We start from the raw sequence: 21,813 nt of genomic DNA, 5'->3' as shown, positions 1-21,813 counted from the left end.
TTACCGTCCCTCGCGGTACCACGTCGCGGAGAGCGCCATGAGCAGAACGGCAAGACCAAGGAAGCCGGCGAAGAGCGGTGTGCGGTCGACGCCGCGCAGCACCGTTTCGTCGGTGGTCCTCAGGCCGATCCAGTCGCGACCGTCGGCATTGGCCCGTCCGCTGACCGGCACGATGCGGGGCACGGTGACGTCGCCGTCCGCATCGCCGATGCGGCGCACGCTGCCGCGCGTGGCATCGGCGAGGGGCTGCAGCTTCTCGCCGGTGGAGATCGCCTCGCGATATTCGCGGGGATTGACCGGTCCGACATTCGCCAGCGCCCGCAGATCGCCATTGGCGGCCTGGAACAGGCCGAGTTCATCGGTCTCCAGGACGCCTTCATAGCGGCCGGCGCCGACCTCGTTCAGGGGCAGCGTCACCGCCGCACCCGAAGGCGTCAGGACTGTTGCGGTGCCGGGCGCGTCGCCGATGGTCTGGCGCGTCACGACGAGGTCGGAACCACGGGCCTCGGCGTTCAGCGCCTCTTCCTCCAATTCCGGCTCCTTCATCAGCCAGTGGGCGAGGCGCCGGAACAGCGCCACATGCGGGCCTCCGCCTTCGAAGCCGCGCGACCAGAGCCATTCCTGATCCGACAGGAGCAGGGCAATCCGGCCTTCGCCGACCCGATCGAGCACCAGCAACGGCTTGCCATCCGGCCCGTCCATCACCGTCTCGCCCTGCGTCTCACCCACGTCGATGGAGCGGAACCAGCGGCTCCAATCCGGGGGTTCGCTGGCCGAGCCTGGCAGGTTGCGCGTCACCGGGTGCTTTCGTCCGATATCGGAGATCTGCGGCCGGAAGGCGCTCTGCTCGATGTCGCCGGTGGGCAGTGCCGGCAGGATCGACTGCAGCGGCGTGCGCGCAACGCTTTCCGGGCTGGCATATTCCGGCCCCGAAGCGATCAGCATCGCGCCGCCGTTTTGCACGTATTGCGCGATGTAGTCGAAATAGAGCGAAGGCAGCACGCCGCGCTCCTGATAGCGATCGAAGATGATCAGGTCGAAATCGTCGATCTTCTCGACGAAGAGTTCGCGCGTCGGAAAGGCGATGAGGGACAGCTGGTCGATCGGCGTGCCGTCCTGCTTTTCCGGTGGCCGCAGGATGGTAAAATGGACGAGATCGACCGCAGCGTCGGATTTGAGGAGGTTGCGCCAGGTGCGCTCGCCGGCATGGGGCTCGCCCGAGACCAGGAGCACCCGCAGGTTTTCGCGAATGCCGTCGACGACCGCGATCGCCCGATTGTTCACCGGGGTGATCTCGTCCGGCGCGCGCGCGGCGACCAGTTCGAGGATGTTCTTGCCGGCGCGCGGCAATTGGAACAAGAGTTCGGCATCCGCGCCGGGGCGCACGCTCTCGCGCGAGACCAGATCGCCATTCAGGAACAACTGGACCTCGACGGGCTGGTCGGATGCGTCGGGTCCGTCTTCCAGGACACGGTAACGCAGCCGCTGGTCCTCGTCGACGAGCCCGAAGCGCGGGCTGGTGGTGATCTCGATCCGCCGGTCGAACTCGTCCGGCTGCCCGGTGATCAGGCCATGGACGGGAGCATCGAAGCCGAGCGNCCGCTGGTCCTCGTCGACGAGCCCGAAGCGCGGGCTGGTGGTGATCTCGATCCGCCGGTCGAACTCGTCCGGCTGCCCGGTGATCAGGCCATGGACGGGAGCATCGAAGCCGAGCGCCTGGGCCTCGGCCGGGATGTCGTGGATCTGCCCGTCCGTCACCATGATGGCGCCGGCGACTCGGGCCGGCGCCACGTCCTTGAGAGCGCCCGAGAGGGCGCCGAACAGCGCCGTTGTGGCACCGTCTGCGGGCGACGCGCCGGACCTTGCCTCGACCGTGCGAACCTCGAATTCGGGATAGCGGGCGAGGCTGTCCTTCAGCGCCGCTTCCGCTGCATCGGCCTGGGCCGTGCGCTCGCCGATGGTCTGGCTCTGGCTGCTGTCCACGACGAGCGCGACCACGCTCTTCAGCGGATCGCGTTCCTCCTGCAGGACGACGGGGTTCATGATCGCCAGCAACAGCGCCGCGATGGCGACGATGCGTACCAGCGCGCCGCGAATGCGGGCGACGACCAGACCAAGAGCCAGCAGCACGGCCGGCACCGCGAGGAGGGCGATCACCGTCCAGGAAAAGAACGGCGCGAAGTCGACGGACCAGCTCATTGGCCCAGCCTTTCCAGAAGCGCCGGCACATGCACCTGGTCGGCCTTGTAGTTGCCGGTCAGCACATACATCACGATGTTGACGCCCGCCCGATAGGCGTATTCGCGCTGCGACGGATCGGCGGAATCCGTCGGGAAGAGGAACAGCCCCTGACTGTCGACGGCCCAGGCGCTGGCGAAATCGTTGGATGTGATCATGATCGAGGACACGCCGTCGCCGCCTCGGGCAGGCCGGGCACCACCCTCGCCATCACCCACCAGCGATTCCACCCACAATTGGGAGCCGGTGTGGCGGCCGGGAAAATCGTCGAGCATGTAGAAGGCCTTGGTCAGGACGTGGTCCGACGGGACCGGGTCGAGCGGCGGCACGTCGAGATCGGCGAGGATGTCGCGCAGACGCCCCTGGCCGGCGGAGACACTGCCGCCCGACAGACCGGAGATCGGATCGTCCGCCACGTCGAACAGCACTGTGCCGCCCTGTTTCATGTAGGCGTCGATACGGCTGACCGCAGCTTCGGTCGGCATCGGCGCCGCAGGATCGATCGGCCAGTAGATGATCGGGAAGAAGGCGAGCTCGTCGGTGGCAATGTCGACGCCCATCGGCTCGCCCGGCTCCAGGGCCGTCTTGGCCGTGATGTATTGCGACAGGCCCGACAGGCCCTGCCGCGAGATCTCGTCGGTGGCCTCGTCACCGGTGAGCACATAGGCGAGGTGAGTGGTTTCCGTCGCCTGGATCGCCCGCTCGACATCGAGGGCGTCGGCGGTTTCCTCGGCTGGGACAGGCTCGGCTGTCGTTGGCTCCTGTGCGCGGGCGTCGGGCGTTGCAGCCATTCCCCCGAGTGCCACAGCGAGCAGGATTGCTGGAAGCGCGCTGGCGCGGCGGCCCGCCACGGCACTGCCGATGCGGGTGGCGGCGCCGTTCAGCCAGAGCAGGGCCAGCGCATCGAGCGCGAACAGGACGAGCGCGGCTGCAAACAGCCAGGGCGCGAGATCGACCGCTTCTGCGCCGCCATAGCCACGCGCCTCGATCGGAGCCCCGAGATCCAGCTCCGGAAGCGCTCGCAATTCGGCATTTGCCGTCAGGAGATTGTGGGCAAGGTAGCCTTCCTCGCTGCCATAGAGACCGGGCGGGTTCTCGCGCGTCACCGGCTGGTCGCCGTCGGCGACGGGCTGAAGCGGCTGCACGTCGGCACTTGGGCTGGTGAGGCGGCCCTGACCGTCGAGCATGCGATAGGGTGGCAGGCTGTCGGCGGCAGTGCGACCCTCGCTGGTGCTGGCTCCGGCCCGCGACAGGGTCACGATCCGTCGCAGCATCTCAACGAAGGCGCCGGAGATCGGCAGGTTCGACCAGGTCGCTTCGGCTGTGACGTGGAAAAGGACGATGGTGCCCGCGCCGACCGTTTCGGCGGTGACCAGCGGTGTGCCGTCTGCCAAGCTCGCCCATGTCCGCTCGGCCAGGTCTGCCGCCGGTTCGGCGAGGATCTGGCGGGTCACGGTGACGTCCTGCGGTACCTCGATCCCGGCAAAGGGTTCGTCGTCCGGCATCGGAGCGATCTTCTGGGGCTCCGACCACGACATCGCGCCGCCGAGTTGACGCTCGCCGGTGCGCAGGCGCACGGGTACCAGCGTGTCGTCGCCGGGAGCGGCAGCAAGCCGCGGACCGGCAAAGCGCAGGAGATAGCCGCCATCCGCGACGAAGCCCTGTAGCGCCTCGCGGGCGTTGTCCGGAAGGATGCCGATATCGGCGAGGACGATCACCGAGGGTCGGCGCGCGATCAGCGCGGGAATGGATTCGGCAAGGTTGGCGCTCTCCGGGCGCACGATGTCGGCGAAGGGCTCCAGCGCGCGGGTGATGTAGTAGAGCGGCGAGAGCAGCGGCTGCGCCAGATCCGACGATTCACCCGAGACCAGCGCCACGCGCCGCCGCTGGAAACTGTCGTCGACCAGCCGCACGGCGCCGGCCGTTCCGGCACCCTCGATTTCCAGCCGGGCGATATCGTTGCGCAGTTCTACGGGGATTGCGAAGCGGGCTTCGGCACTGCCGGATCCGGCGTCGAAATCCAGCGTTGTGCGCCCGATCTCGCGCTCCTGGGCATCAATCGCGCGAATGTCGAAGCTGCGGGACTCAGCCTCGGCACCGGGACGGACGGCCTGGACGACAAGCGCCTCCGTCGAGTTGTCGGCGCCGGTCAGGCCGACGAGGCCGTCGATCTCGGGCGCATAGACGATGGCTTGCGAGGGTGAGAGCGCCGCCAGGCTGCGGCTGGCAGCTTCGGTTCCGTTGGCATCGAGGCCGTCGGCGACAAAGGCCAGCGAGCCGACTCCATTGCCGGCCAGCGCTGTCGCGATGCGTTCGGCCGCCGCCGCACGATCGGTGGGGATCGGGCGCGGCGCGGCTGCCGCAAGACGTTCGAGCGCCGCCGATGCCTCGACCGGCGTCGCGTCGTCAGCCTGACCCTCCGCCGTGAAGGCAAGCGAAACCGGTCTCCCGGCTTCGCCGGCTTCGCGGATCAGCTCTTCCGCCGCCGTACGCCGTGCATCGAAATCACCGCCACTGGCCCAGCCATTGTCGACCATCAGCGCCAGCAGACCGGTCCCCGACAACTGGCCTTCGCGCGGATTAAGGGTCGGGGCGGCGAGGGCGAAGATGATCAGCGCCGCGAGCAGCAGGCGCAGCAGCGTCAGCCACCACGGGCTCTTGGATGGCGTTTCCTCGCGCTTCAGCACCCGTTCGAGGATGCGCATCGGTGGAAAGGTTTCCAACTGCGGCCGCGGCGGCGTCAGCTTCAGAAGCCACCAGATCGCCGGCAGCGCCAGGAGCCCGAACAGCACGAGCGGCGCACCGAAGGAAAGTGCCAGCCCGCCGATCATGCCGATGCCCCGGATGCCCGCGGCGCGACCGCCTGCGGTGCGCCACTCAACCGGCCGTGGACGGCGACCAGCACTTCCGAAGCCAGATGGTCGGTGCGATGGGGGATGAAGCTCCAGCCGAGCCGGCGGCAATGTTCGGCGATGTGCTCGCGCCGCGCCCGGTACAGGGTGGCATAGTCCTCGCGCAGGGTCTCGGCGCGCCCGGCGGTCAGCGTGGCGCCGGTTTCGGGATCGCGGAATTTGGTCCGGCCGGCATAGGGAAACATTTCTTCAGCCGGGTCCGAGATCATCACGACATGCCCGCGAATGCCGCGCCGGCCGAGCCGGTCGATGCGGGCAACGACCTCGTCCACCGGATCGAGGAGATCGCTGACGATCACCAGTTCCGTGAAGCGTTTCAGGCGATCGTCCGGCGGGAACGGGTCGTCGGGGCGCCGGCTGAGCAGCGCACCGGCGATGCGTTCGGCGGCATTGCGCGCCGATATCGGATCGACGACGCCAGGATAGCCGATGCGCTCACCCGAGCGCGACAGGATCTCGGCGAGTGCCAGCACGATGACCAGCGCGCGCGATTCCTTCGATGCCTGCGCCGCACTGGACATGAAGCGCATGGACGGCGACGGATCGGCCCACAGCCAGACGGTCTGGGCGGCCTCCCACTCCCGGTCGCGCAGATAGACATGATCGTCGCGGGCCGAGCGGCGCCAGTCGATGCGCGACACCGGTTCGCCCTCGACGAATGGACGGAACTGCCAGAAATTCTCGCCGACGCCACGCCTGCGCCGCCCGTGCCAACCGGCGATCACGGTCGAGACCACGCGCCGTGCCTCGACCAGAAGGTCGGGCATCAGCGCCGCGCGCTGGCGCGATCGCGCGAGCGCGGCCGGTGCGGTTGTCAGGTCGACGGTGGATCCGATCCGCATGCCGGGCCCTACGCCACGTCGCGCTTCAGCGCGCCGATGACGTCGCGCACGTTCATGCCCTCGGCGCGGGCCGAAAAGTTCAGCGCCATACGGTGCTGCAGGATCGGCTCCGCCAGCGCCATGACGTCGTCGACCGACGGAGCGAAGCGGCCGTCATACAGGGCGCGGGCGCGCACACAGGTCATCAGCGCCTGGCTGGCGCGAGGGCCGGGGCCCCAGGCGATATGGGCGTCCGCCTCCTTGTGGCCGTTGCCCGGCCGGGCCGAGCGCACGAGCCGCAAGATGGCGTCGACGACGTTTTCGGCGACCGGCATGCGGCGCACCAGCGTCTGGATCTCGCGCAGGCGGTCGGACGTCATCACCGGCTCGGCCACGTGATCGGCCCCGCCGGTGGTCTCCAGCAGAATCCGGCGCTCGGCTTCCAGATCGGGATAGAACACGTCGACCTGCATCAGAAAGCGGTCGAGCTGGGCTTCGGGCAGCGGGTAGGTGCCTTCCTGCTCCAGCGGATTCTGGGTTGCCAGGACATGGAAAGGCTTGGGCAGATCATGCCGCTCGCCTGCGACGGTCACGTGATATTCCTGCATCGACTGCAGGAGCGCCGACTGGGTGCGCGGCGAGGCGCGGTTGATCTCGTCGGCCATCAGGAGTTGGGCGAAGACCGGACCCTTCACATAGCGGAACGAGCGTCGGCCGGTCTCGTCCTGGTCCATCACCTCGGTGCCGACGATATCGGATGGCATCAGGTCGGGCGTGAACTGGATGCGCCGGGCATCGAGACCGAGGGAGAGGCCGAGCGTGTCGACCAGCTTGGTCTTGGCAAGGCCCGGCACGCCGACGAGAAGCGCATGGCCGCCCGAAAGGATCGCGATGAGGCTCTGCTCGACGACGCTTTCCTGGCCGAAGATGACCCGTCCGACCGATTCGCGGACCTTGGCAATGTCGGCAAGCGCCGTCTCGGCCAGTCCCACGATGGCGTCCTCGCTGAGGGTCTCCTCCTCGGGCTTCATCATCGTCATCGAAACGGTCTCCGTCGGGTATCGAGGGGAATGGCCAGATCTGCATCTGCTCATGATCGCCGGCGCGCGCCCGCTTCCGGCCATCAAATCGGCCACCGGGACTCCTGGCAAGCTGGCGATGAGCAACTATTTCGTGACTGCGAAGGCCGGCCAAAATAAGACGAATCCCGATCGGAGGACCCATTGCCGCACCAGCTCAGCGACCCGCAGGACGACGCAACCGGCAGCGCGCCGGCAACGCAGGCCGGCACCAGCCTGGCGGCCCTTGTCGCCCGTGCAGAGCGTGCGGGCAAGGGCGCTCCGCCGGTGGAGCGCTGGGATCCGGAATACTGCGGCGACATCGACATGGTGATCCATGCCGACGGACGCTGGAGCTACAATGGCTCTCCGATTACCCGTCCGGCGCTTGTGCGCCTGTTCGCCACGGTCCTGCGGAAGGATCCAGACGGCCGGACCTATCTCGTCACGCCTGTGGAAAAGCTCGGCATCACAGTCGAGGACGCGCATTTCCAGGCCGTGGAGATGAATCGGGAGGTGCGCGACGGTGTGCCGCTGCTGACCTTTCGCACCGATGTCGGCGACATCTGCGCCGCCGGGCCGGACAATCCGATGCGGTTCAACATTGGCGAGAACGGCGAGTTCCGACCCTATGTCACGGTTCGCGGCCGGCTGGAGGCACGGCTGACGCGGGCTCTCGCCTTCGACCTCGCCGACCATGTCGAGACCGAAGGGACGCGCCGGTTCGTGCGCTCGGGCGGCGCAGAATTCGACATCCCCGCCACATGCGGTGGATCCTGATCGTGCTGTCCGATACGTCCGGATATGGAACTGTCGCCGCTGCAGGTTCCGACAGCTATGCCGGGTTCACCGCCGCCGATCTGCGCGCACGGATTGCCCAACGTGGCTGGGTGGGGGATGGCGCGCCGAGCCGCGAATTTGGCGACCACCTGCTCAACCCCGATCTCGTGCAATTGATGGAGCGTGATCGGGCGCGGGAGGCCGCCGTGCTCGTGCCGGTGGTCGACCGCGGTGATGGCGCAACCGTGATCTTAACCACGCGCACCGCGCATCTGCGCAAGCATTCGGGCCAGATCGCCTTTCCCGGCGGTTCCGTCGACCCCGAAGATGCGTCGCCGGAAGCCGCCGCGATCCGCGAGAGCGTCGAGGAGATCGCCCTCGATCCGGGACATGTGGAACCGGTCGGCCGGCTGCCGCGCTATCTCACCACCACCGGCTTCCGGATCACGCCGGTCGTTGCGATCGTGCGGCCGGGCTTTGCCCTTGCCGCCAATCCCGATGAGGTGCAGGACGTCTTCGAGGTGCCGCTGGGCTTCCTGATGAGCGCGGCGAACCATCGCGAGGAAAGCCGCGTCTGGCAGGGCATCGAGCGGCGCTACTACGTGATGCCCTTTGGCGAGCGCTTCATCTGGGGCGTCACCGCCGGCATCATTCGCACATTGTACGAAGGACTCTACGCATGACCGCCACGACGATCGAGGCAGACTGGCTGACGACGCCGGCCCTGCAGACGCTGCTGGCGACGCTGTCGGCCGATGGCGAGGAGGCGCGGGTCGTCGGCGGTGCCGTGCGCAACTCGGTTCTCGACCAGGCCGTCACCGACATCGACGTCGCCACGACGACGCTGCCGCAGGAGACCGTACGGCGCGTCGAGGCGGCCGGCTTTCGGGCTGTCCCGACGGGCATCGAGCACGGCACGGTCACCGTCGTGACGACCGAGCGAGCGTACGAGGTGACGACGCTGCGCCGCGACATCGAGACGGATGGCCGGCGCGCGATCGTGCATTTCGGGCGAGACTGGCAGGCCGACGCCGAGCGCCGGGACTTCACCATCAATGCGCTCTACGCCCGTGCCGACGGCAGCATCGTCGATCTCGTCGGCGGCCGGGCCGATCTCGACAGCCGGACCCTTCGCTTCATCGGGGATTCCGAGACCCGGATTCGCGAGGATTATCTGCGCATCCTGCGCTTCTTCCGCTTCTTCGCCTGGTATGGGGAAGGGCGGCCGGACGCGGCGGGCATTCGAGCGGCGACACGGCTGAAGGAGGGGCTGGACGGCCTGTCAGCCGAGCGTGTCTGGACAGAACTGAAGAAGCTGCTGGCTGCGCCCAATCCGTCGCGGGCGCTCCTGTGGATGCGTCAGACCGGTGTGCTGACCCGCATCCTGCCCGAGAGCGAGCGCTGGGGCATCGACGCGATCCATTCCCTGGTCGAAAGTGAACGGGCCTTCGGCTGGTCGGCCGATCCGATGCTGCGGCTCGCCGCCATCGTGCCGCCGGACGCCGCGCGCCTGACCCAGATGGCCGAGCGGCTGAAACTGTCGAATGCCGACCGCAACCGCATCGTCGGTTTCGCGGTCGCCGAACCGGCGAAACCCGAGGAGAGCGATTCCGCCTTCCGCGCCCGGCTGTATTTCGGCGACCGCGCTGCGATAACCGATCGGTTGCGCCTCGGTGTCGCAGCGGCGCGCGCCAAAGCAGGGGCTTCGGCCGAGACGCTCGAGGCAATGGCTCAGCTCACCGGTCAGCTGGACGTTGCGCGCAATTTCGCACCGCCGGCATTCCCGGTCAGTGGTGACGACCTGAAATCTGCGGGCATTTCGCCGGGACCGGAAATGGGCCGGACCCTCGACCGGCTGCGCAGGCTCTGGGCAAGCAGCGGGTTTGTTCTCGGACGCGATAGCCTCCTGGAACGGGTCTGACCACCATCGTCGGCCAGGTGACGTGCACAAAAAAAACGGGCCGAGTGCCCGCTTTTTCGTTACGCAAAAGTCGCCGATCGCCGCTCGTCGACCTGTTCGCGCATCTTGGTTCGCATGGCATCGAGCATGCCCGGCGAGATGTGCTCGACGCCGAACTGCCGGGCTTGGACAACCGCCCTGCGAACGACTTCGGCCTCGGACTCGGCTCGGATGACGCGTCTGCAGCCGGGAATTACGCCTGCACAATCCAGTTCATACATGAGATCCTCCCTGATCCGTCACGACTAGAATAGGTAGAACGCCCGATCATTTAAACAGTTCATATTCAACGAAGAATTTGAGTGCTGCCTAGGGCCACTTCACCACGGGTGGCATGGAGGAGAGGATCGAGTTCACATTGCCGCCGGTCTTCAGCCCGAACAGCGTGCCCCGGTCATACAGGAGGTTGTATTCGACGTAGCGCCCGCGCCGGATGAGCTGTTCCTCGCGATCGGCCTCGGTAAAGGGCTCGGTGATGTTCTGCCGGACGATGTGGGGATAGACCACCAGGAACGCCTTGCCGACGTCGCGGGTGAAAGCGAAGTCCGCATCCCAGCCGCCGGCCTCGTCCGAGGAATGCAGCCAGTCGTAGAAGATGCCGCCAACGCCGCGTGGCTCGTCGCGATGCGGCAGGTAGAAATAGGTGTCGCACCATTCCTTGAACTTGGCGTAGTCGGCGACGTTCGAATGGCGATCGCAGACGAATTGCAGCGCCTTGTGGAAGGCCCGAGTGTCACGGTCCTCGTCCGTGCGGCGCCGGTCGAGCGTCGGGGTCAGGTCGGCGCCGCCGCCGAACCATTGCCGCGACGTGACGACCATGCGGGTGTTCATGTGGACGGCCGGCACATTCGGATTGCGCATGTGGGCAATCAGCGAAATGCCGGAAGCCCAGAAGGTCGGGTCCTCCTCGGCGCCCGGGATCTGCTTGCGGAATTCGGGCGAGAACTCGCCATGCACCGTCGATGTGTGGACGCCGATCTTCTCGAAGACCCGACCGTGCATCATCGACATCAGGCCGCCGCCGCCATCGTCCTCACGCGACCATTCGGTCTGCACGAAGCGGCCCGGTTCCAGCCCGGTCTCCTCGCCGAAGCCGTCCTCGATTTCCTCGAAGACCTTGCAGAGGCGGTCGCGCAGCGCTTCGAACCATGCCTGCGCCGTCGCCTTCTTGGTCTCGATGTCTGCGGGAAGCCCCTCGGGCAGGTTCGGCCGTTCCATGCAACGCACTCTTTTCGGTATGGCGGGCAAGCCCGCGCTGACAGTCTGGCAGCCGCGCAGGGTCTCGACGGGGGCGCGGCAGGTCCTTACAGGCACGACATCTGGCGTCGCACTGCAAAACGCCAACCTCATGACGAGGCGACGATACTCCGTTGTGCCGTCATCCAGCGATTCGCAAAAGCGTTCGCCACCCGCTATCTTGCATTTCCTGACGATCGGTACTTCGAGAGACGACGAGCATGTCCCGGCTGACCCCGCCGCCCCTCGGTGGCCTTTCCCGGCAACTCCAGCGCACGCGCAACTCTCGCGGTGTCGGCCGCGACGCTGCAAGAATGCCGGGTGCCGGCGGCGACAGCTTCGTGCGCGAGACCTTCACCCTGCCGCGCGAAGCTGCCCGCACGAAGGCACGCGAATGGCTCGATCGCTACCCGAAGGCTGCCTATTGGACATCGGTCGAAAGCTGGCGAACCTTGCCGGAAGGCGACATCGAGTTCACCATGCGCCGACTGCCCAGCGCCGACTGACGATCCGGGCATGCCCTGCTGGACTGCATGCCCGCCCTCAGAGCCCTGCCTGTATCGCGATATATCCGGCATAGGCGGCCAGCATGACGGCGGCTGTCCACCGGCTGATCGTTTGGAAAGCAAACAGATAGATCAGCATCGCCGCTGCGATCGCTGCCATGAATGGCCCGTCCCAGATCGCAAAGCGTGAGGAGACGTGGATCGGCGCGACGAGCGCGGCTACGCCGAGAATGCTGAGGATGTTGAAGATGTTCGAGCCGACGACGTTGGCCAGAACCACCTGGGACTGCCGGTGCAAGCCAGCGATGACAGCGGTTGCCAGTTCCGGTAGCGATGTGCCGATCGCAACGACGGTCACGCCGATCACGGCTTCCGAAATCCCGAAGTCGCGGGCAATTCCAACCGCGCCGGTCACCATCAGCCGTGCGCCGACTACCAGCATCACGATGCCGGCGATGACGAACAAAGCTGCCGGCAGAAACGCAAGGGGCGGGCTGCCGGCATCATCGTCGCCGTGGTCCGGGGCCTCCCGTGTTGTGCCCTTGGCGTGGCTGCGCCTGCGCTGCTCCAGCACATACGTGGCGCCCAGATAGATCGCGAGAACCGCCAGAAGCGCGGCGCCCGTCAATCGACTGACTTCGCCGCTGAGAAAGATGCCGACCGCAATGAGCGAGACGGCTACCATCACGACGAGGTCGCGCCGGATGGCGGGATCGCGGTTGCAGATCGGCGCGATCAGTCCCGCTGCACCGATGATCAGGAGAATATTTGCGATGTTGGAGCCCACGACGTTGCCGATGGATATGTCGGGCGACCCGGCGAGCGCTGCCTGTACGGAGACGAGGAGTTCGGGGGCAGAGGTTCCGAAACCGACGATGACCAACCCGACGACGATTTTCGATATGCCGTAGCGCGTCGCAATTGCGACACTGCCTCGAACAAGTGACTCACCGCCTCCGAACAACAGCAACGCGCCTGAAATCAGATACGCCAAGTCCCAGAAGATCTGCACCGTTCCCTCATTCCCTTGTCATGAGCGAGACCCTGACTGTGTCCGTAGCAGGGTTTGTCCGCCCGCATGTGGGAATGGTGTCATGCAACGCCAACACGCAGCGCAGAGGAAAAGCGCAGAGCATCGCGGCGATAAGTCGACGGAGGGGCGTCGTGAGCTTCAGTTACTGGACCGGGTACCGCACATGACTGATGCTCAGCTTGTCCTGGACAGGTCGTGAGAGGCGAGAGCACAACACAGTTGAATGGCCGCTATGCTAGAGCAGCACATGGCTGGAAATGGGGGTGTCATCGGGAGTTTGAACCGGACTCGCGCATCGCAGTCTCGGCGGTCTGCAGGCGTTCAAGCTGTTCGCACAGCGACTTCGGCAGTTGCGGCGGAACCGTGAAGGTCGGCAGGTGCTGCAGGAATCGAGCGACTTCCGACTGCCGATGTTTGTTCGACAGTGTTCTAGCCAGGTCACTCATCGGATGGCCTTTTTGCTTGAGAAGATAAAGTTGTCACGCTGGACAAACAACGTGCCTTCTGCTGGTCGGTTCCTAATATTGCGCTGATTTGCTTAATCGGATGCTAACGATGTCGAATCTGTCACAAGATCGCCCGCCCAGCGCAATTGTCGGAGTGCCTCTCCTGCGGCCATGCCGACGGCGACTGCCAGATTGAGTGAGCGGCCACCGCCGTCCATCGGGATGGTCACAGTCGCATCGACAACGCGGTGGATGGCTTCGGGAACGCCCGCGCTCTCGCGTCCGAACAACAGGATGTCTCCCGCCGTGTATCGAAAGTCCGTGTAGCGAGTCTGCCCTTGGGTCGACAAAAGTACGAGGCGCCGACCACACGTGCGCCGTGCCTTTTCGAACGTGGAAAAATCCAGATGTCTCACAAGTTGCGACATCGCAACGTAATCCATGCCGGCACGCTTGAGGGCTCTGTCGGAAAGATCGAAGCCGGCCGGCTCGATCACTTCCACCGGCAGCCCCAGGCATGCGCCCAGCCGCAGAATCGTACCGGTGTTGCCGGCAATGTCGGGTTGGTAAAGCGCGATCGAGAGCTGCGCCCCCAACCTCCTCGGTTGTTCTTGTGATTCGATCCTCACAATGCTGTCACTCGCACCCGCCATACCGCCCCGTGAAACCGGTAGCTGGTTCCCTATATCCCAAACTCGCCGAGGGCGCCCGACCGGCATCACCGGGCGTCGCGTCCGCGGCATCACAGATCTGCATTCATGGTCCCGCGGTCTTGGCCGTCCGGGGCAGGGCTACGTCTCAGGATCGCGATATCGTTCGGTCGTGCGAGGAGGCGATGATCGCCCGTCAGTTCGATTGGAAAACCCCGTATGTTCTCGTTGTTCGAGAAAATGGTCGAGCCGTTCCCTCGGCAGGATCTGACCACGCCGCCGGAAGGCGGTCTCTTCCGCTTCGTCTGGTTCTACGCCAGGCCGGTCTGGCCGCTGCTTCTGGCGACCGCTGTCCTGACCTCGCTGATCGCGATCGTCGAGGTGTCGTTGTTCGGCTTCCTGGGCGAGATCGTCGACTGGTTCTCCGGGGTTTCGCGCGAGACCTTCATGGCCGAGAACGGCACGACGCTGGCGCTGATGGCGGTTGTCGTCCTGGTCGTGCTGCCGGGCCTCGTCTTCCTGGAGGGTCTCGTGACCTTTCAGGGACTGGCCGGCAACTTTCCCATGCGCTTCCGCTGGATAGTGCATCGCTGGATGCTCGGCCACTCGATGGGGTTCTATCAGGACGAGTTCGCCGGCCGTATCTCGACCAAGCTGATGCAGACCGCGCTCGCCGTGCGCGAGACGGTGATGAAGTCGATCGACGTCTTCCTCTATGTGGTCGTGTATTTTACGGGGATCGTCGTCCTGGTGGCGGCCGCCGACTGGAGACTGGTGCTGCCGTTCGCCGTTTGGGTCGCGATCTATGCTCTTATCCTGTGGTATTTTATCCCGCGCCTCGATCGGGTTTCCCAGAGTCAGGCCGATGCCCGCGCCGAGATGACAGGCCGGGTGGTCGACGCCTATGCCAATGTCGCAACCGTCAAGCTGTTCGCCCATACCCGCCGAGAGGCCGATTACGCCCAGCGCTCGATGCGCGGCTTCCTCGGCACGGTGTACGGCCAGATGCGGCTGGTGAACCTCTTCTATGTCTCGCTTTATGCGTTGAACTCGCTGTTGCTCTTCGCCGTCGGCGCCCTGTCGATTTGGCTATGGCTCGGCGAACTTGTCAGCGTCGGTGCGATCGCCGCGGCGATCGGCCTCGTGCTGCGAATCAACGGCATGTCGCAATGGATCATGTGGGAAGTCTCGGCGCTGTTCGAGAATATCGGCACCATCCGGGACGGCATGGCGACATTCTCGCTTCCGCACGCCATCACCGACCGGCGGAGCGCGCCGGCGCTCGTCGTCGACCGCGGCGAGATTGCCTTCGAGCGGGTGGCCTTTCACTACGGACGGGGCGACGGCGTCCTGCAGGATTTCGAACTGACGGTGCGGCCGGGCGAAAAGGTCGGGTTGGTCGGACGCTCCGGCGCCGGCAAGTCGACAATCCTCAACCTCCTCTTGCGCTTCCATGACGTGGAAGCCGGACGAATCCTGATCGATGGTCAGGACATCGCGTCGGTGAAGCAGGAATCGCTGCGCAGCCAGATCGGCATGGTCACACAGGACACCTCGCTGCTGCATCGTTCGATTCGCGACAACGTTCTCTACGGGCGCCCCGACGCGAGCGAAGCCGACCTCCTGCGAGCGATCGAGCGCGCCGAAGCAGCCGATTTCATCGCTGAACTGCGCGACATCGAGGGCCGCAGCGGTCTCGATGCGGAGGTCGGCGAACGCGGGGTGAAGCTTTCGGGCGGACAGCGCCAGCGTATCGCGATCGCGCGCGTGATGCTCAAGGACGCGCCGATCCTGCTGCTCGACGAGGCGACATCGGCGCTGGACTCCGAAGTCGAGGCGGCCATCGCCGGCAATCTCTACCGGCTGATGGAGGGCAAGACGGTCATCGCCGTCGCCCATCGCCTGTCGACGATCGCGGCCCTCGACCGGCTGATCGTTCTCGATCGCGGACGCATCGTCGACGAGGGCAGCCATTCCGAACTGATCGAGCGGGGTGGACTCTATGCACAGCTCTGGGCGCGTCAGACCGGCGGCTTTCTGCTGGGGGATCCGGACGAGGCTGCCAAGGCGGCCATGAGGGCCGCCGAATGATGGATCGGTTTCTGCGGCGTTTCGAGACGCTGCTCGACCCCTTCGACGATCAGGGCGAGGATCGGGAGGACGCACGGCTCAACCGCACCGGCCAGCTGGAACCGCTTCCGTCGGAGACGAACCGCTTCATCTGGCACTTCGCTCGCCAGGCGAAATGGCCACTTTTGGCCCTGCTGCTGACCGGTGGGCTGACCGGGGCTATCGAGGCCGCACTGTATACCGGCGTGGGCTGGCTGATCGACGCCATGGAGCGTTCCTCGCCCACGACCTTCTTCGCGGAGAACTTCTGGCTGGTCACTGTGCTGGCCTTCCTCACGCTGATCGGCCGTGCGCTCGTGCTGTTCGTCTCTTCAGTGCTGGAGGAGCAGGTCATTTCGCCGAGCTTCTACAACCGGATCCGATGGCAGAGCTATCGCCGGCTGATGGAGCAGACCTACACGTTCTTCCAGAACGACTTTGCCGGCAGGCTGTCGCAGAAGGTGCAGCAGGTCGGGCAGGCGACCGGCGACTTCATCACGACAATCCTCCAGACCTTCTGGTCCTTCGTCACCTTCATCATCCTGACCGTGACCATCCTGGGTGCCATCGACTGGCGCATGGCAGTGGTGCTCGGCCTTTGGGCCCTGGGCTACGCCTGGATCATCCGCAACCTGTTGCCGAAGATCCGCGAGAACGGTCGCGCGGCGGCTGAAGCGCGTTCCGTCGTTTCCGGCCGCGTCGTCGACAGCTTCACCAACATCCTCTCGGTCAAGCTGTTTGATTCCTCGCGCCGCGAGGATGCCTTCGTGAAGGACGGCTTCGCGTACCTTGTGGACGCCGTGCGACGCATGACCAGGGCGCTCACCGGCGTGCGCACCGCGGTAGCCGTCCTCAACGGCCTGATGATGACCGGCGTCGGCGCGGTTGCCATCCTGGGCTGGCAGTCCGGAGGCGTGACCACCGGCGGCGTCGCCACCGCGCTCGGCCTTGTGTTGCGCCTCAACCAGATGTCCGGCTGGATGATGTTCAACATCAACGGCCTCGTGCGCAACTACGGCACCATCCAGGACGCCGTCGCCACGGTGACGGCGCAACCGGCGCTGGTCGACCGGCCGGACGCCCAGCCGCTTCGGGCCAGCCGCGGGGAGATCCGCTACGAGAACGTCACGTTCCACTATGGCGCGGGTGGCGGTATCATCGAGGACCTGTCACTCACCATCAAGGCCGGCGAGAAGGTCGGGCTCGTCGGCCGCTCTGGCGCTGGCAAGACGACGCTCGTCAATCTTCTGCTGCGCCTCTACGACCTCGAGGGCGGCCGTATCTGGATCGACGGTCAGGATATCGCCTCCGTCACCCAGGCGTCGTTGCGTGGTGCGATCGGCGTGGTGACGCAGGATACATCGCTGCTGCACCGCTCGATCCGCGACAACATCGCCTATGGCCGCCCGGGCGCCGACGACGGGGACATCCTGTCGGCGGCAGAGCGGGCCAGTGCGGAGGAGTTCATTCCCGGACTGCGCGATCTCAAGGGCCGCAGTGGCTACGACGCCCATGTGGGCGAACGCGGTATCAAATTGTCGGGCGGCCAGCGCCAGCGCATCGCCATCGCCCGTGTCCTTCTGAAGGACGCTCCGATCCTTGTGCTGGACGAGGCGACTTCGGCACTCGATTCGCAAGTCGAAGCTGCGATCCAGGACAATCTCTCTGCAATGATGCAGGGCAAGACCGTGATCGCCATAGCCCATCGTCTGTCGACCCTCGCAGCCATGGATCGCCTGATCGTGCTCGACAAGGGCCGTATCGTGGAGGAGGGGACCCACGCCGAGCTGGTTGCCGGACACGGCCTCTATGCCAGTCTCTGGGCGCGCCAGTCCGGCGGGTTCCTCTATGGCGAGGCAGACGCGGCGCAGTAGTCGTGACGGTCGTCGCAAAACCGCCGTCGGGCTCCACGAAGGCCCGGACTGCCGTGAAGCTTGTGACACGACAGCGACACTTGGACCCTGGAGCCCTTCCAGTCTGGACAAGCGGCGGGGTTCGCGCATAGAACCGCCCGAAATCGTAATCCTGTCAGGAGCGTGGCGATCTTGCGTCGTGTCTCCTCTTGCCGCACGGGTCCGAATCCGCAACAAGCGGGACGATCCGCGTACGATCAGTCAAGGAGTGGCAGCCGCCGTGAGCCTCAACGAAACCACCGAACCCAGCCGCCGGGATTTCCTCTACATCGCCACGGGCGCGGTCGGCGCTGTCGGCGCGGCGGCGTTCGTCTGGCCGTTCATCGACCAGATGAACCCGGATGCTGCGACGCTCGCCCTAGCCGAGATCGACGTCGATGTCAGCCAGGTCGAGGTGGGTCAGTCGATCACAGCAAAATGGCGCGGCAGACCGATCTTCATCCGTCAGCGCACGGAAGCCGAGATCGCCGAAGCCCGTGAAGTCCCACTCGACGAGCTCAAGGATCCCATCGCGCGCAACGCCAATATTCCAGGCGACGCGCCGGCGATCGACGAGAACCGCGCGGCTGAAGGCCGGGAAGCATGGCTGGTGATGGTCGGCGTCTGCACGCATCTCGGCTGTATTCCGCTTGGCCAGGCCGGCGATTTCGATGGCTGGTTCTGCCCCTGCCACGGCTCGCATTACGACACGGCCGGCCGTATCCGGCAGGGACCTGCGCCGACCAATATGGACATCCCGCCTTTCACGTTCACGTCCGACACCACCGTCCGCATCGGCTGATCGGTTAGAGGGTAGACATCATGAGTGGTCATTCTTCCTATGTTCCGTCGAGCGGCGTCATGCAGTGGCTGGACGCCCGTCTGCCGCTGCCGCGCCTCGTCTACGATTCCTTCGTGGCCTATCCGACGCCGCGCAACCTGAACTACGCCTACACCTTCGGCGGAATCCTTGCGGTCTTCCTGATCTCTCAGATCCTGACCGGCGTGGTGCTGGCGATGCACTACGCGGCATCCTCGGCCATCGCGTTCGAGTCGGTCGAAAAGATCATGCGGGACGTGAACTGGGGCTGGCTGCTGCGCTACATGCATGCCACCGGCGCCTCGTTCTTCTTCATCGCGGTGTATCTGCACATCTTCCGCGGACTGTATTACGGCTCCTACAAGCAGCCGCGTGAGGTGCTCTGGATCCTCGGCGTGATCATCTTCCTGCTGATGATGGCGACCGCCTTCATGGGCTACGTTCTGCCCTGGGGCCAGATGTCCTTCTGGGGTGCGACGGTGATCACCGGCTTCTTCACCGCCTTCCCGCTGATCGGCGAGCCGATCCAGCAATTGCTGCTCGGCGGCTTCTCGGTGGACAACGCCACACTGAACCGCTTCTTCTCGCTGCACTATCTGCTGCCCTTCATGATCGCCGGCGTCGTCATCCTGCACGTTTGGGCGCTGCATGTGACCGGCCAGACCAACCCGACCGGCGTCGAGATCAAGTCCTCGAAGGACACGGTGCCGTTCACGCCGCACGCCACCGTGAAGGACGGTTTCGCGATGGTCGTGTTCCTCGCGATCTTCGCCTATTTCGTCTTCTACCTGCCGAACTTCCTCGGCCACCCCGACAATTACATCGAAGCAAACCCGCTGAAGACGCCGGCTCATATCGTTCCCGAATGGTACTTCCTGCCATTTTACGCGATGCTACGCGCCATCACCTTCAATATCGGCCCGATCGACTCCAAGCTCGGCGGCGTCCTGGTGATGTTCGGCTCGATCATCGTGCTGTTCTTCCTGCCATGGCTCGATACGTCGCGGGTGAGGTCGGCGGTGTACCGTCCGATCTATCGGGTGCTGTTCTGGGTCTTCGCCGCGGATTGCGTGTTCCTGGGCTGGCTTGGCGCCAAGCCGGCAGAGGGCATCTATCCGACGCTCGCCCTGATCGGCACGATCTACTACTTCGCGCACTTCCTGATCATCCTGCCGATCCTCGGCCTCGTCGAGAAGCCGAAGAAGTTGCCGAACTCGATCACGGAGGCCGTGCTCGCCAAGCATGGCGGCAGCGGTCACCCGGCCGGCGCCACTGCTTCACCAGAGACCAAAGGCTGAGCTCGGACGGCTTCGGAGAGAACATTCCCATGAACAGACTATTGTCAGCCCTGCTCGCGGCCGGCCTCCTCACCACCTCGATGTCGATGTCGATGTCGATGTCGGTGGCGGTGGCTCAGGACGCCGAGACCGCGGTCGAAGCTCCGGCCGAAAATGCCGCCGCACCAGAGGCCCAGCCGGCCGATGGCGCCGCGGAAGCCGAGGCGGAGCACGAAGCCGCGGCCGAAGAGGGGCATAGCGAGACGCCGCACTACCCGCTTCGCAAGCCGGAAGAAATGAACTGGAGCTTTGCCGGACCGTTCGGCCGCTACGATCTCGGCCAGCTCCAGCGCGGCCTGAAGGTTCACAGGGAGGTCTGTGCCTCCTGTCACTCGATGAACCTCGTGGCGATGCGCACGCTCACCGACCTCGGCTACAGCGAAGCCCAGGTGAAGGCCTTCGCAGCCGAGTACCAGGTCCAGGACGGCCCGGACGATTCCGGCGAGATGTTCGAACGGGCCGGACTGCCGGCGGATCATTTCCCGGCGCCGTTCCCGAACCCGGAAGCTGCGGCCGCAGCGAACGGCGGTGCGCATCCGCCAGATTTCTCACTGCTTGCCAAGGCGCGCGCCGTGGAGCGTGGCTTCCCGACCTTCGTCTTCGACATCTTCACCCAGTACGCTGAAGGTGGACCGGATTACATCCACGCCCTTCTGACCGGCTATGATGAAGAGGCACCGGCGGACCTCGATATCCAACCGGGCACCTATTATAATCCCTACTTCATTTCCGGCCCGGCACTGGCGATGCCGCCGCCGTTGTCGGACGGACTGATCGAATACCCGGACGGCGCGCCCGAGACGGTCGATCAGTACTCCCGCGACGTGACGGCCTTCATGATGTGGGCAGCCGAACCGCACCTCGTCGAGCGCAAGGCGACCGGTCTTGTGGTCATGGTTTTCCTGATCGTGTTTGCGGCGATGCTGTTCCTGGTCAAGCGTCGCGTCTGGGCCGGCACGCCGCACTGAACGTGCGCGGGAGTCTCAGATAACGAGGAACTTGAGGGGGCTACGGCCCCCTTTTTCCTGTGCCAGAACACCGGGCCGTGATTCACTGTCCGACGACCGATCCGCATGCCGTCAGCCAAGGAAAGGGCGTTCGATGTACATCGCCATGAACCGATTCAAGGTCCTCCCCGGGGCCGAGCAGGAGTTCGAAGATCTCTGGTTGCGCCGGGAATCTCGATTGCAGGACGTGCCGGGCTTCGTTGAATTTCACATGCTCAAGGGTCCAGCCGGTGAGGCGCATACGCTGTACGCGTCCCACACCATCTGGCGCGATCACGCGGCCTTCGAGGCCTGGACGAAGTCCGAAGCGTTTCGTGCCGCCCACGGCAAGGCCGGCGGCACCCGCCCGCTCTATGACGGCCATCCGCAATTCGAGGGCTTTCAAGTGATCCAGACCATCGAGAGCGAGAACGGGGCGTGAGCGCACGATCGGCAGGTGGCACGAACGGAGCCATCGATTTCGCGGCTGCGATCCGCACGATTGCGGACTATCCCAAGCCGGGTATCCAGTTCCGGGACATCACGACCCTTCTCGCCGACGCCGAGGTCTTCCGCGGTGCGATCGACGCGCTGGTCGACGGGCACCGGGACGAGCGGGTCGATCTGGTTGCAGGCATCGAGGCCCGCGGTTTCATCCTGGGTGGGGCACTGGCGCATCAGTTGGCGGCTGGCTTTGTGCCGATCCGCAAGAAGGGGAAGTTGCCTCACGAGACGATCCGGGTCGCATACAGTCTGGAATACGGTGTCGACGAGATGGAGATGCACCGTGACGCCGTGCGTCCGGGTCAACGCGTTCTGTTGACCGACGATCTGATCGCGACGGGCGGCACAGCCGAAGGCGCAGTGAAGCTGCTGCGGGAACTGGGCGCGGAGATCGTCGCCGCCTGCTTCGTCATCGATCTGCCGGATCTCGGCGGACGGCGTCGGCTGGAGGCGCTGGACGTGGAAGTAAGGACGCTGGTCGCTTTCGAAGGCGACTGAAGCCCTCCAAGCTGGCCCGCTCGGAGG

Annotated in this window: 20 protein-coding genes; 11 read left to right on the top strand and 9 right to left on the bottom strand. The window is 65.4% G+C overall.

Annotation, left to right across the window (positions count from 1 at the left end; all coding sequences use genetic code 11):
* From VQ042_RS07065 to VQ042_RS07050, 4 genes are read right to left on the bottom strand one after another with little or no spacing between them, the layout of a single operon-like run.
* A complete protein-coding gene (locus tag VQ042_RS07065; protein WP_331816969.1) occupies positions 1 to 2,199 on the bottom strand; it encodes a hypothetical protein in 2,199 nt (732 codons plus the stop codon).
* Positions 2,196 to 5,069, bottom strand: a complete 2,874-nt coding sequence (locus tag VQ042_RS07060) for a DUF4159 domain-containing protein (RefSeq protein WP_331816968.1) — start codon at positions 5,067 to 5,069, stop codon at positions 2,196 to 2,198. Before VQ042_RS07060 ends, VQ042_RS07065 begins: the two co-directional genes overlap by 4 nt.
* Positions 5,066 to 5,992, bottom strand: a complete 927-nt coding sequence (locus tag VQ042_RS07055; RefSeq protein WP_331816967.1) for a DUF58 domain-containing protein — start codon at positions 5,990 to 5,992, stop codon at positions 5,066 to 5,068. Before VQ042_RS07055 ends, VQ042_RS07060 begins: the two co-directional genes overlap by 4 nt.
* Before the next feature lie 8 nt (positions 5,993 to 6,000).
* Positions 6,001 to 7,011, bottom strand: a complete 1,011-nt coding sequence (locus VQ042_RS07050) for an AAA family ATPase (protein WP_331816966.1) — start codon at positions 7,009 to 7,011, stop codon at positions 6,001 to 6,003.
* A gap of 183 nt (positions 7,012 to 7,194) precedes the next feature.
* On the opposite strand from VQ042_RS07050, the gene VQ042_RS07045 reads away from it, so the two are divergent.
* The 3 genes from VQ042_RS07045 to VQ042_RS07035 are packed head-to-tail and all read left to right on the top strand — an operon-like array spanning position 7,195 to position 9,730.
* Positions 7,195 to 7,809 (top strand): DUF1285 domain-containing protein, encoded by a 615-nt coding sequence (locus VQ042_RS07045; RefSeq protein ID WP_331816965.1) that lies wholly within the window; start codon positions 7,195 to 7,197, stop codon positions 7,807 to 7,809.
* Entirely contained in the window at positions 7,794 to 8,492 is a 699-nt protein-coding gene (locus VQ042_RS07040; protein ID WP_331816964.1) for a CoA pyrophosphatase, read from the top strand. The genes VQ042_RS07045 and VQ042_RS07040 overlap by 16 nt, the downstream gene beginning before the upstream one ends.
* Positions 8,489 to 9,730: a CCA tRNA nucleotidyltransferase gene (locus tag VQ042_RS07035; RefSeq protein WP_331816962.1), complete on the top strand. Its 1,242-nt coding sequence runs from the start codon at positions 8,489 to 8,491 to the stop codon at positions 9,728 to 9,730. The genes VQ042_RS07040 and VQ042_RS07035 overlap by 4 nt, the downstream gene beginning before the upstream one ends.
* Positions 9,731 to 9,789: 59 nt before the next feature.
* Here VQ042_RS07035 and VQ042_RS07030 read toward each other — a convergent pair whose 3' ends face one another.
* The gene (locus VQ042_RS07030; RefSeq protein WP_331816960.1) at positions 9,790 to 9,990 is read right to left on the bottom strand and encodes a DUF1059 domain-containing protein; all 201 of its coding nucleotides are present in this window, start codon (positions 9,988 to 9,990) and stop codon (positions 9,790 to 9,792) included.
* 88 nt (positions 9,991 to 10,078) lie between these two features.
* Positions 10,079 to 10,987 (bottom strand): oxygen-dependent coproporphyrinogen oxidase, encoded by a 909-nt coding sequence (gene hemF, locus VQ042_RS07025; RefSeq protein WP_331816958.1) that lies wholly within the window; start codon positions 10,985 to 10,987, stop codon positions 10,079 to 10,081.
* Positions 10,988 to 11,226: 239 nt separating this feature from the next.
* Here hemF and VQ042_RS07020 point away from each other — a divergent pair, with 239 nt between their 5' ends.
* A complete protein-coding gene (locus VQ042_RS07020) occupies positions 11,227 to 11,511 on the top strand; it encodes a hypothetical protein (protein ID WP_331816956.1) in 285 nt (94 codons plus the stop codon).
* 37 nt (positions 11,512 to 11,548) lie between these two features.
* Here VQ042_RS07020 and VQ042_RS07015 read toward each other — a convergent pair whose 3' ends face one another.
* The 3 genes from VQ042_RS07015 to VQ042_RS07005 all read right to left on the bottom strand — a co-directional run bounded on the left by VQ042_RS07015 (position 11,549) and on the right by VQ042_RS07005 (position 13,586).
* Positions 11,549 to 12,523 carry a calcium/sodium antiporter gene (locus VQ042_RS07015; protein WP_331816954.1) on the bottom strand — a complete coding sequence of 325 codons (975 nt, stop codon included), beginning with the start codon at positions 12,521 to 12,523 and terminating at the stop codon, positions 11,549 to 11,551.
* Positions 12,524 to 12,810: 287 nt separating this feature from the next.
* A complete protein-coding gene (locus tag VQ042_RS07010) occupies positions 12,811 to 12,990 on the bottom strand; it encodes a hypothetical protein (protein WP_331816952.1) in 180 nt (59 codons plus the stop codon).
* Positions 12,991 to 13,082: 92 nt separating this feature from the next.
* Positions 13,083 to 13,586 (bottom strand): tRNA (cytidine(34)-2'-O)-methyltransferase, encoded by a 504-nt coding sequence (locus VQ042_RS07005; protein WP_331816950.1) that lies wholly within the window; start codon positions 13,584 to 13,586, stop codon positions 13,083 to 13,085.
* Between the two features lie 273 nt (positions 13,587 to 13,859).
* Here VQ042_RS07005 and VQ042_RS07000 point away from each other — a divergent pair, with 273 nt between their 5' ends.
* From VQ042_RS07000 to VQ042_RS06970, 7 genes are all read left to right on the top strand, one after another.
* Complete coding sequence (locus VQ042_RS07000; protein WP_331816948.1) at positions 13,860 to 15,731, top strand: ABC transporter ATP-binding protein; 1,872 nt, start codon at positions 13,860 to 13,862, stop codon at positions 15,729 to 15,731.
* Positions 15,728 to 17,623 carry an ABC transporter ATP-binding protein gene (locus VQ042_RS06995; protein WP_331816946.1) on the top strand — a complete coding sequence of 632 codons (1,896 nt, stop codon included), beginning with the start codon at positions 15,728 to 15,730 and terminating at the stop codon, positions 17,621 to 17,623. The genes VQ042_RS07000 and VQ042_RS06995 overlap by 4 nt, the downstream gene beginning before the upstream one ends.
* Positions 17,624 to 17,882: 259 nt before the next feature.
* Entirely contained in the window at positions 17,883 to 18,443 is a 561-nt protein-coding gene (gene petA, locus VQ042_RS06990) for a ubiquinol-cytochrome c reductase iron-sulfur subunit (protein WP_331816997.1), read from the top strand.
* A 17-nt stretch (positions 18,444 to 18,460) separates the two neighbouring features.
* Positions 18,461 to 19,759, top strand: coding sequence for a cytochrome b (locus VQ042_RS06985; protein WP_331816995.1), 1,299 nt, complete (start codon positions 18,461 to 18,463; stop codon positions 19,757 to 19,759).
* A 98-nt stretch (positions 19,760 to 19,857) separates the two neighbouring features.
* On the top strand, positions 19,858 to 20,766 hold the full coding sequence (locus VQ042_RS06980; protein ID WP_442880053.1) for a cytochrome c1: 909 nt from the start codon (positions 19,858 to 19,860) through the stop codon (positions 20,764 to 20,766).
* Positions 20,767 to 20,899: 133 nt separating this feature from the next.
* The gene (locus VQ042_RS06975; protein ID WP_331816942.1) at positions 20,900 to 21,226 is read left to right on the top strand and encodes an antibiotic biosynthesis monooxygenase family protein; all 327 of its coding nucleotides are present in this window, start codon (positions 20,900 to 20,902) and stop codon (positions 21,224 to 21,226) included.
* On the top strand, positions 21,223 to 21,786 hold the full coding sequence (locus tag VQ042_RS06970; RefSeq protein WP_331816940.1) for an adenine phosphoribosyltransferase: 564 nt from the start codon (positions 21,223 to 21,225) through the stop codon (positions 21,784 to 21,786). Before VQ042_RS06975 ends, VQ042_RS06970 begins: the two co-directional genes overlap by 4 nt.
* Positions 21,787 to 21,813 lie beyond the last annotated feature (27 nt).

It is taken from the genome of Aurantimonas sp. A2-1-M11, from assembly GCF_036549475.1.
Taxonomy (GTDB): Bacteria; Pseudomonadota; Alphaproteobacteria; order Rhizobiales; family Rhizobiaceae; genus Aurantimonas.
Note: the sequence above shows the minus strand (reverse complement) of the source record. Positions and strands in the feature narration are given on the sequence as shown.

Excerpts from the sequence above, each read along its gene's own strand:
- VQ042_RS07060 (WP_331816968.1), bottom strand. The coding sequence starts at position 5,069 with ATGATCGGCGGGCTGGCACTTTCCTTCGGTGCGCCGCTCGTGCTGTTC.
- VQ042_RS07055 (WP_331816967.1), bottom strand. The coding sequence starts at position 5,992 with ATGCGGATCGGATCCACCGTCGACCTGACAACCGCACCGGCCGCGCTC.
- VQ042_RS07050 (WP_331816966.1), bottom strand. The coding sequence starts at position 7,011 with ATGACGATGATGAAGCCCGAGGAGGAGACCCTCAGCGAGGACGCCATC.
- VQ042_RS07040 (WP_331816964.1), top strand. The coding sequence starts at position 7,794 with ATGCGGTGGATCCTGATCGTGCTGTCCGATACGTCCGGATATGGAACT.
- VQ042_RS07035 (WP_331816962.1), top strand. The coding sequence starts at position 8,489 with ATGACCGCCACGACGATCGAGGCAGACTGGCTGACGACGCCGGCCCTG.
- VQ042_RS07030 (WP_331816960.1), bottom strand. The coding sequence starts at position 9,990 with ATGTATGAACTGGATTGTGCAGGCGTAATTCCCGGCTGCAGACGCGTC.
- hemF (WP_331816958.1), bottom strand. The coding sequence starts at position 10,987 with ATGGAACGGCCGAACCTGCCCGAGGGGCTTCCCGCAGACATCGAGACC.
- VQ042_RS07020 (WP_331816956.1), top strand. The coding sequence starts at position 11,227 with ATGTCCCGGCTGACCCCGCCGCCCCTCGGTGGCCTTTCCCGGCAACTC.
- VQ042_RS07010 (WP_331816952.1), bottom strand. The coding sequence starts at position 12,990 with ATGAGTGACCTGGCTAGAACACTGTCGAACAAACATCGGCAGTCGGAA.
- VQ042_RS07000 (WP_331816948.1), top strand. The coding sequence starts at position 13,860 with ATGTTCTCGTTGTTCGAGAAAATGGTCGAGCCGTTCCCTCGGCAGGAT.
- VQ042_RS06995 (WP_331816946.1), top strand. The coding sequence starts at position 15,728 with ATGATGGATCGGTTTCTGCGGCGTTTCGAGACGCTGCTCGACCCCTTC.
- VQ042_RS06980 (WP_442880053.1), top strand. The coding sequence starts at position 19,858 with ATGTCGGTGGCGGTGGCTCAGGACGCCGAGACCGCGGTCGAAGCTCCG.
- VQ042_RS06975 (WP_331816942.1), top strand. The coding sequence starts at position 20,900 with ATGTACATCGCCATGAACCGATTCAAGGTCCTCCCCGGGGCCGAGCAG.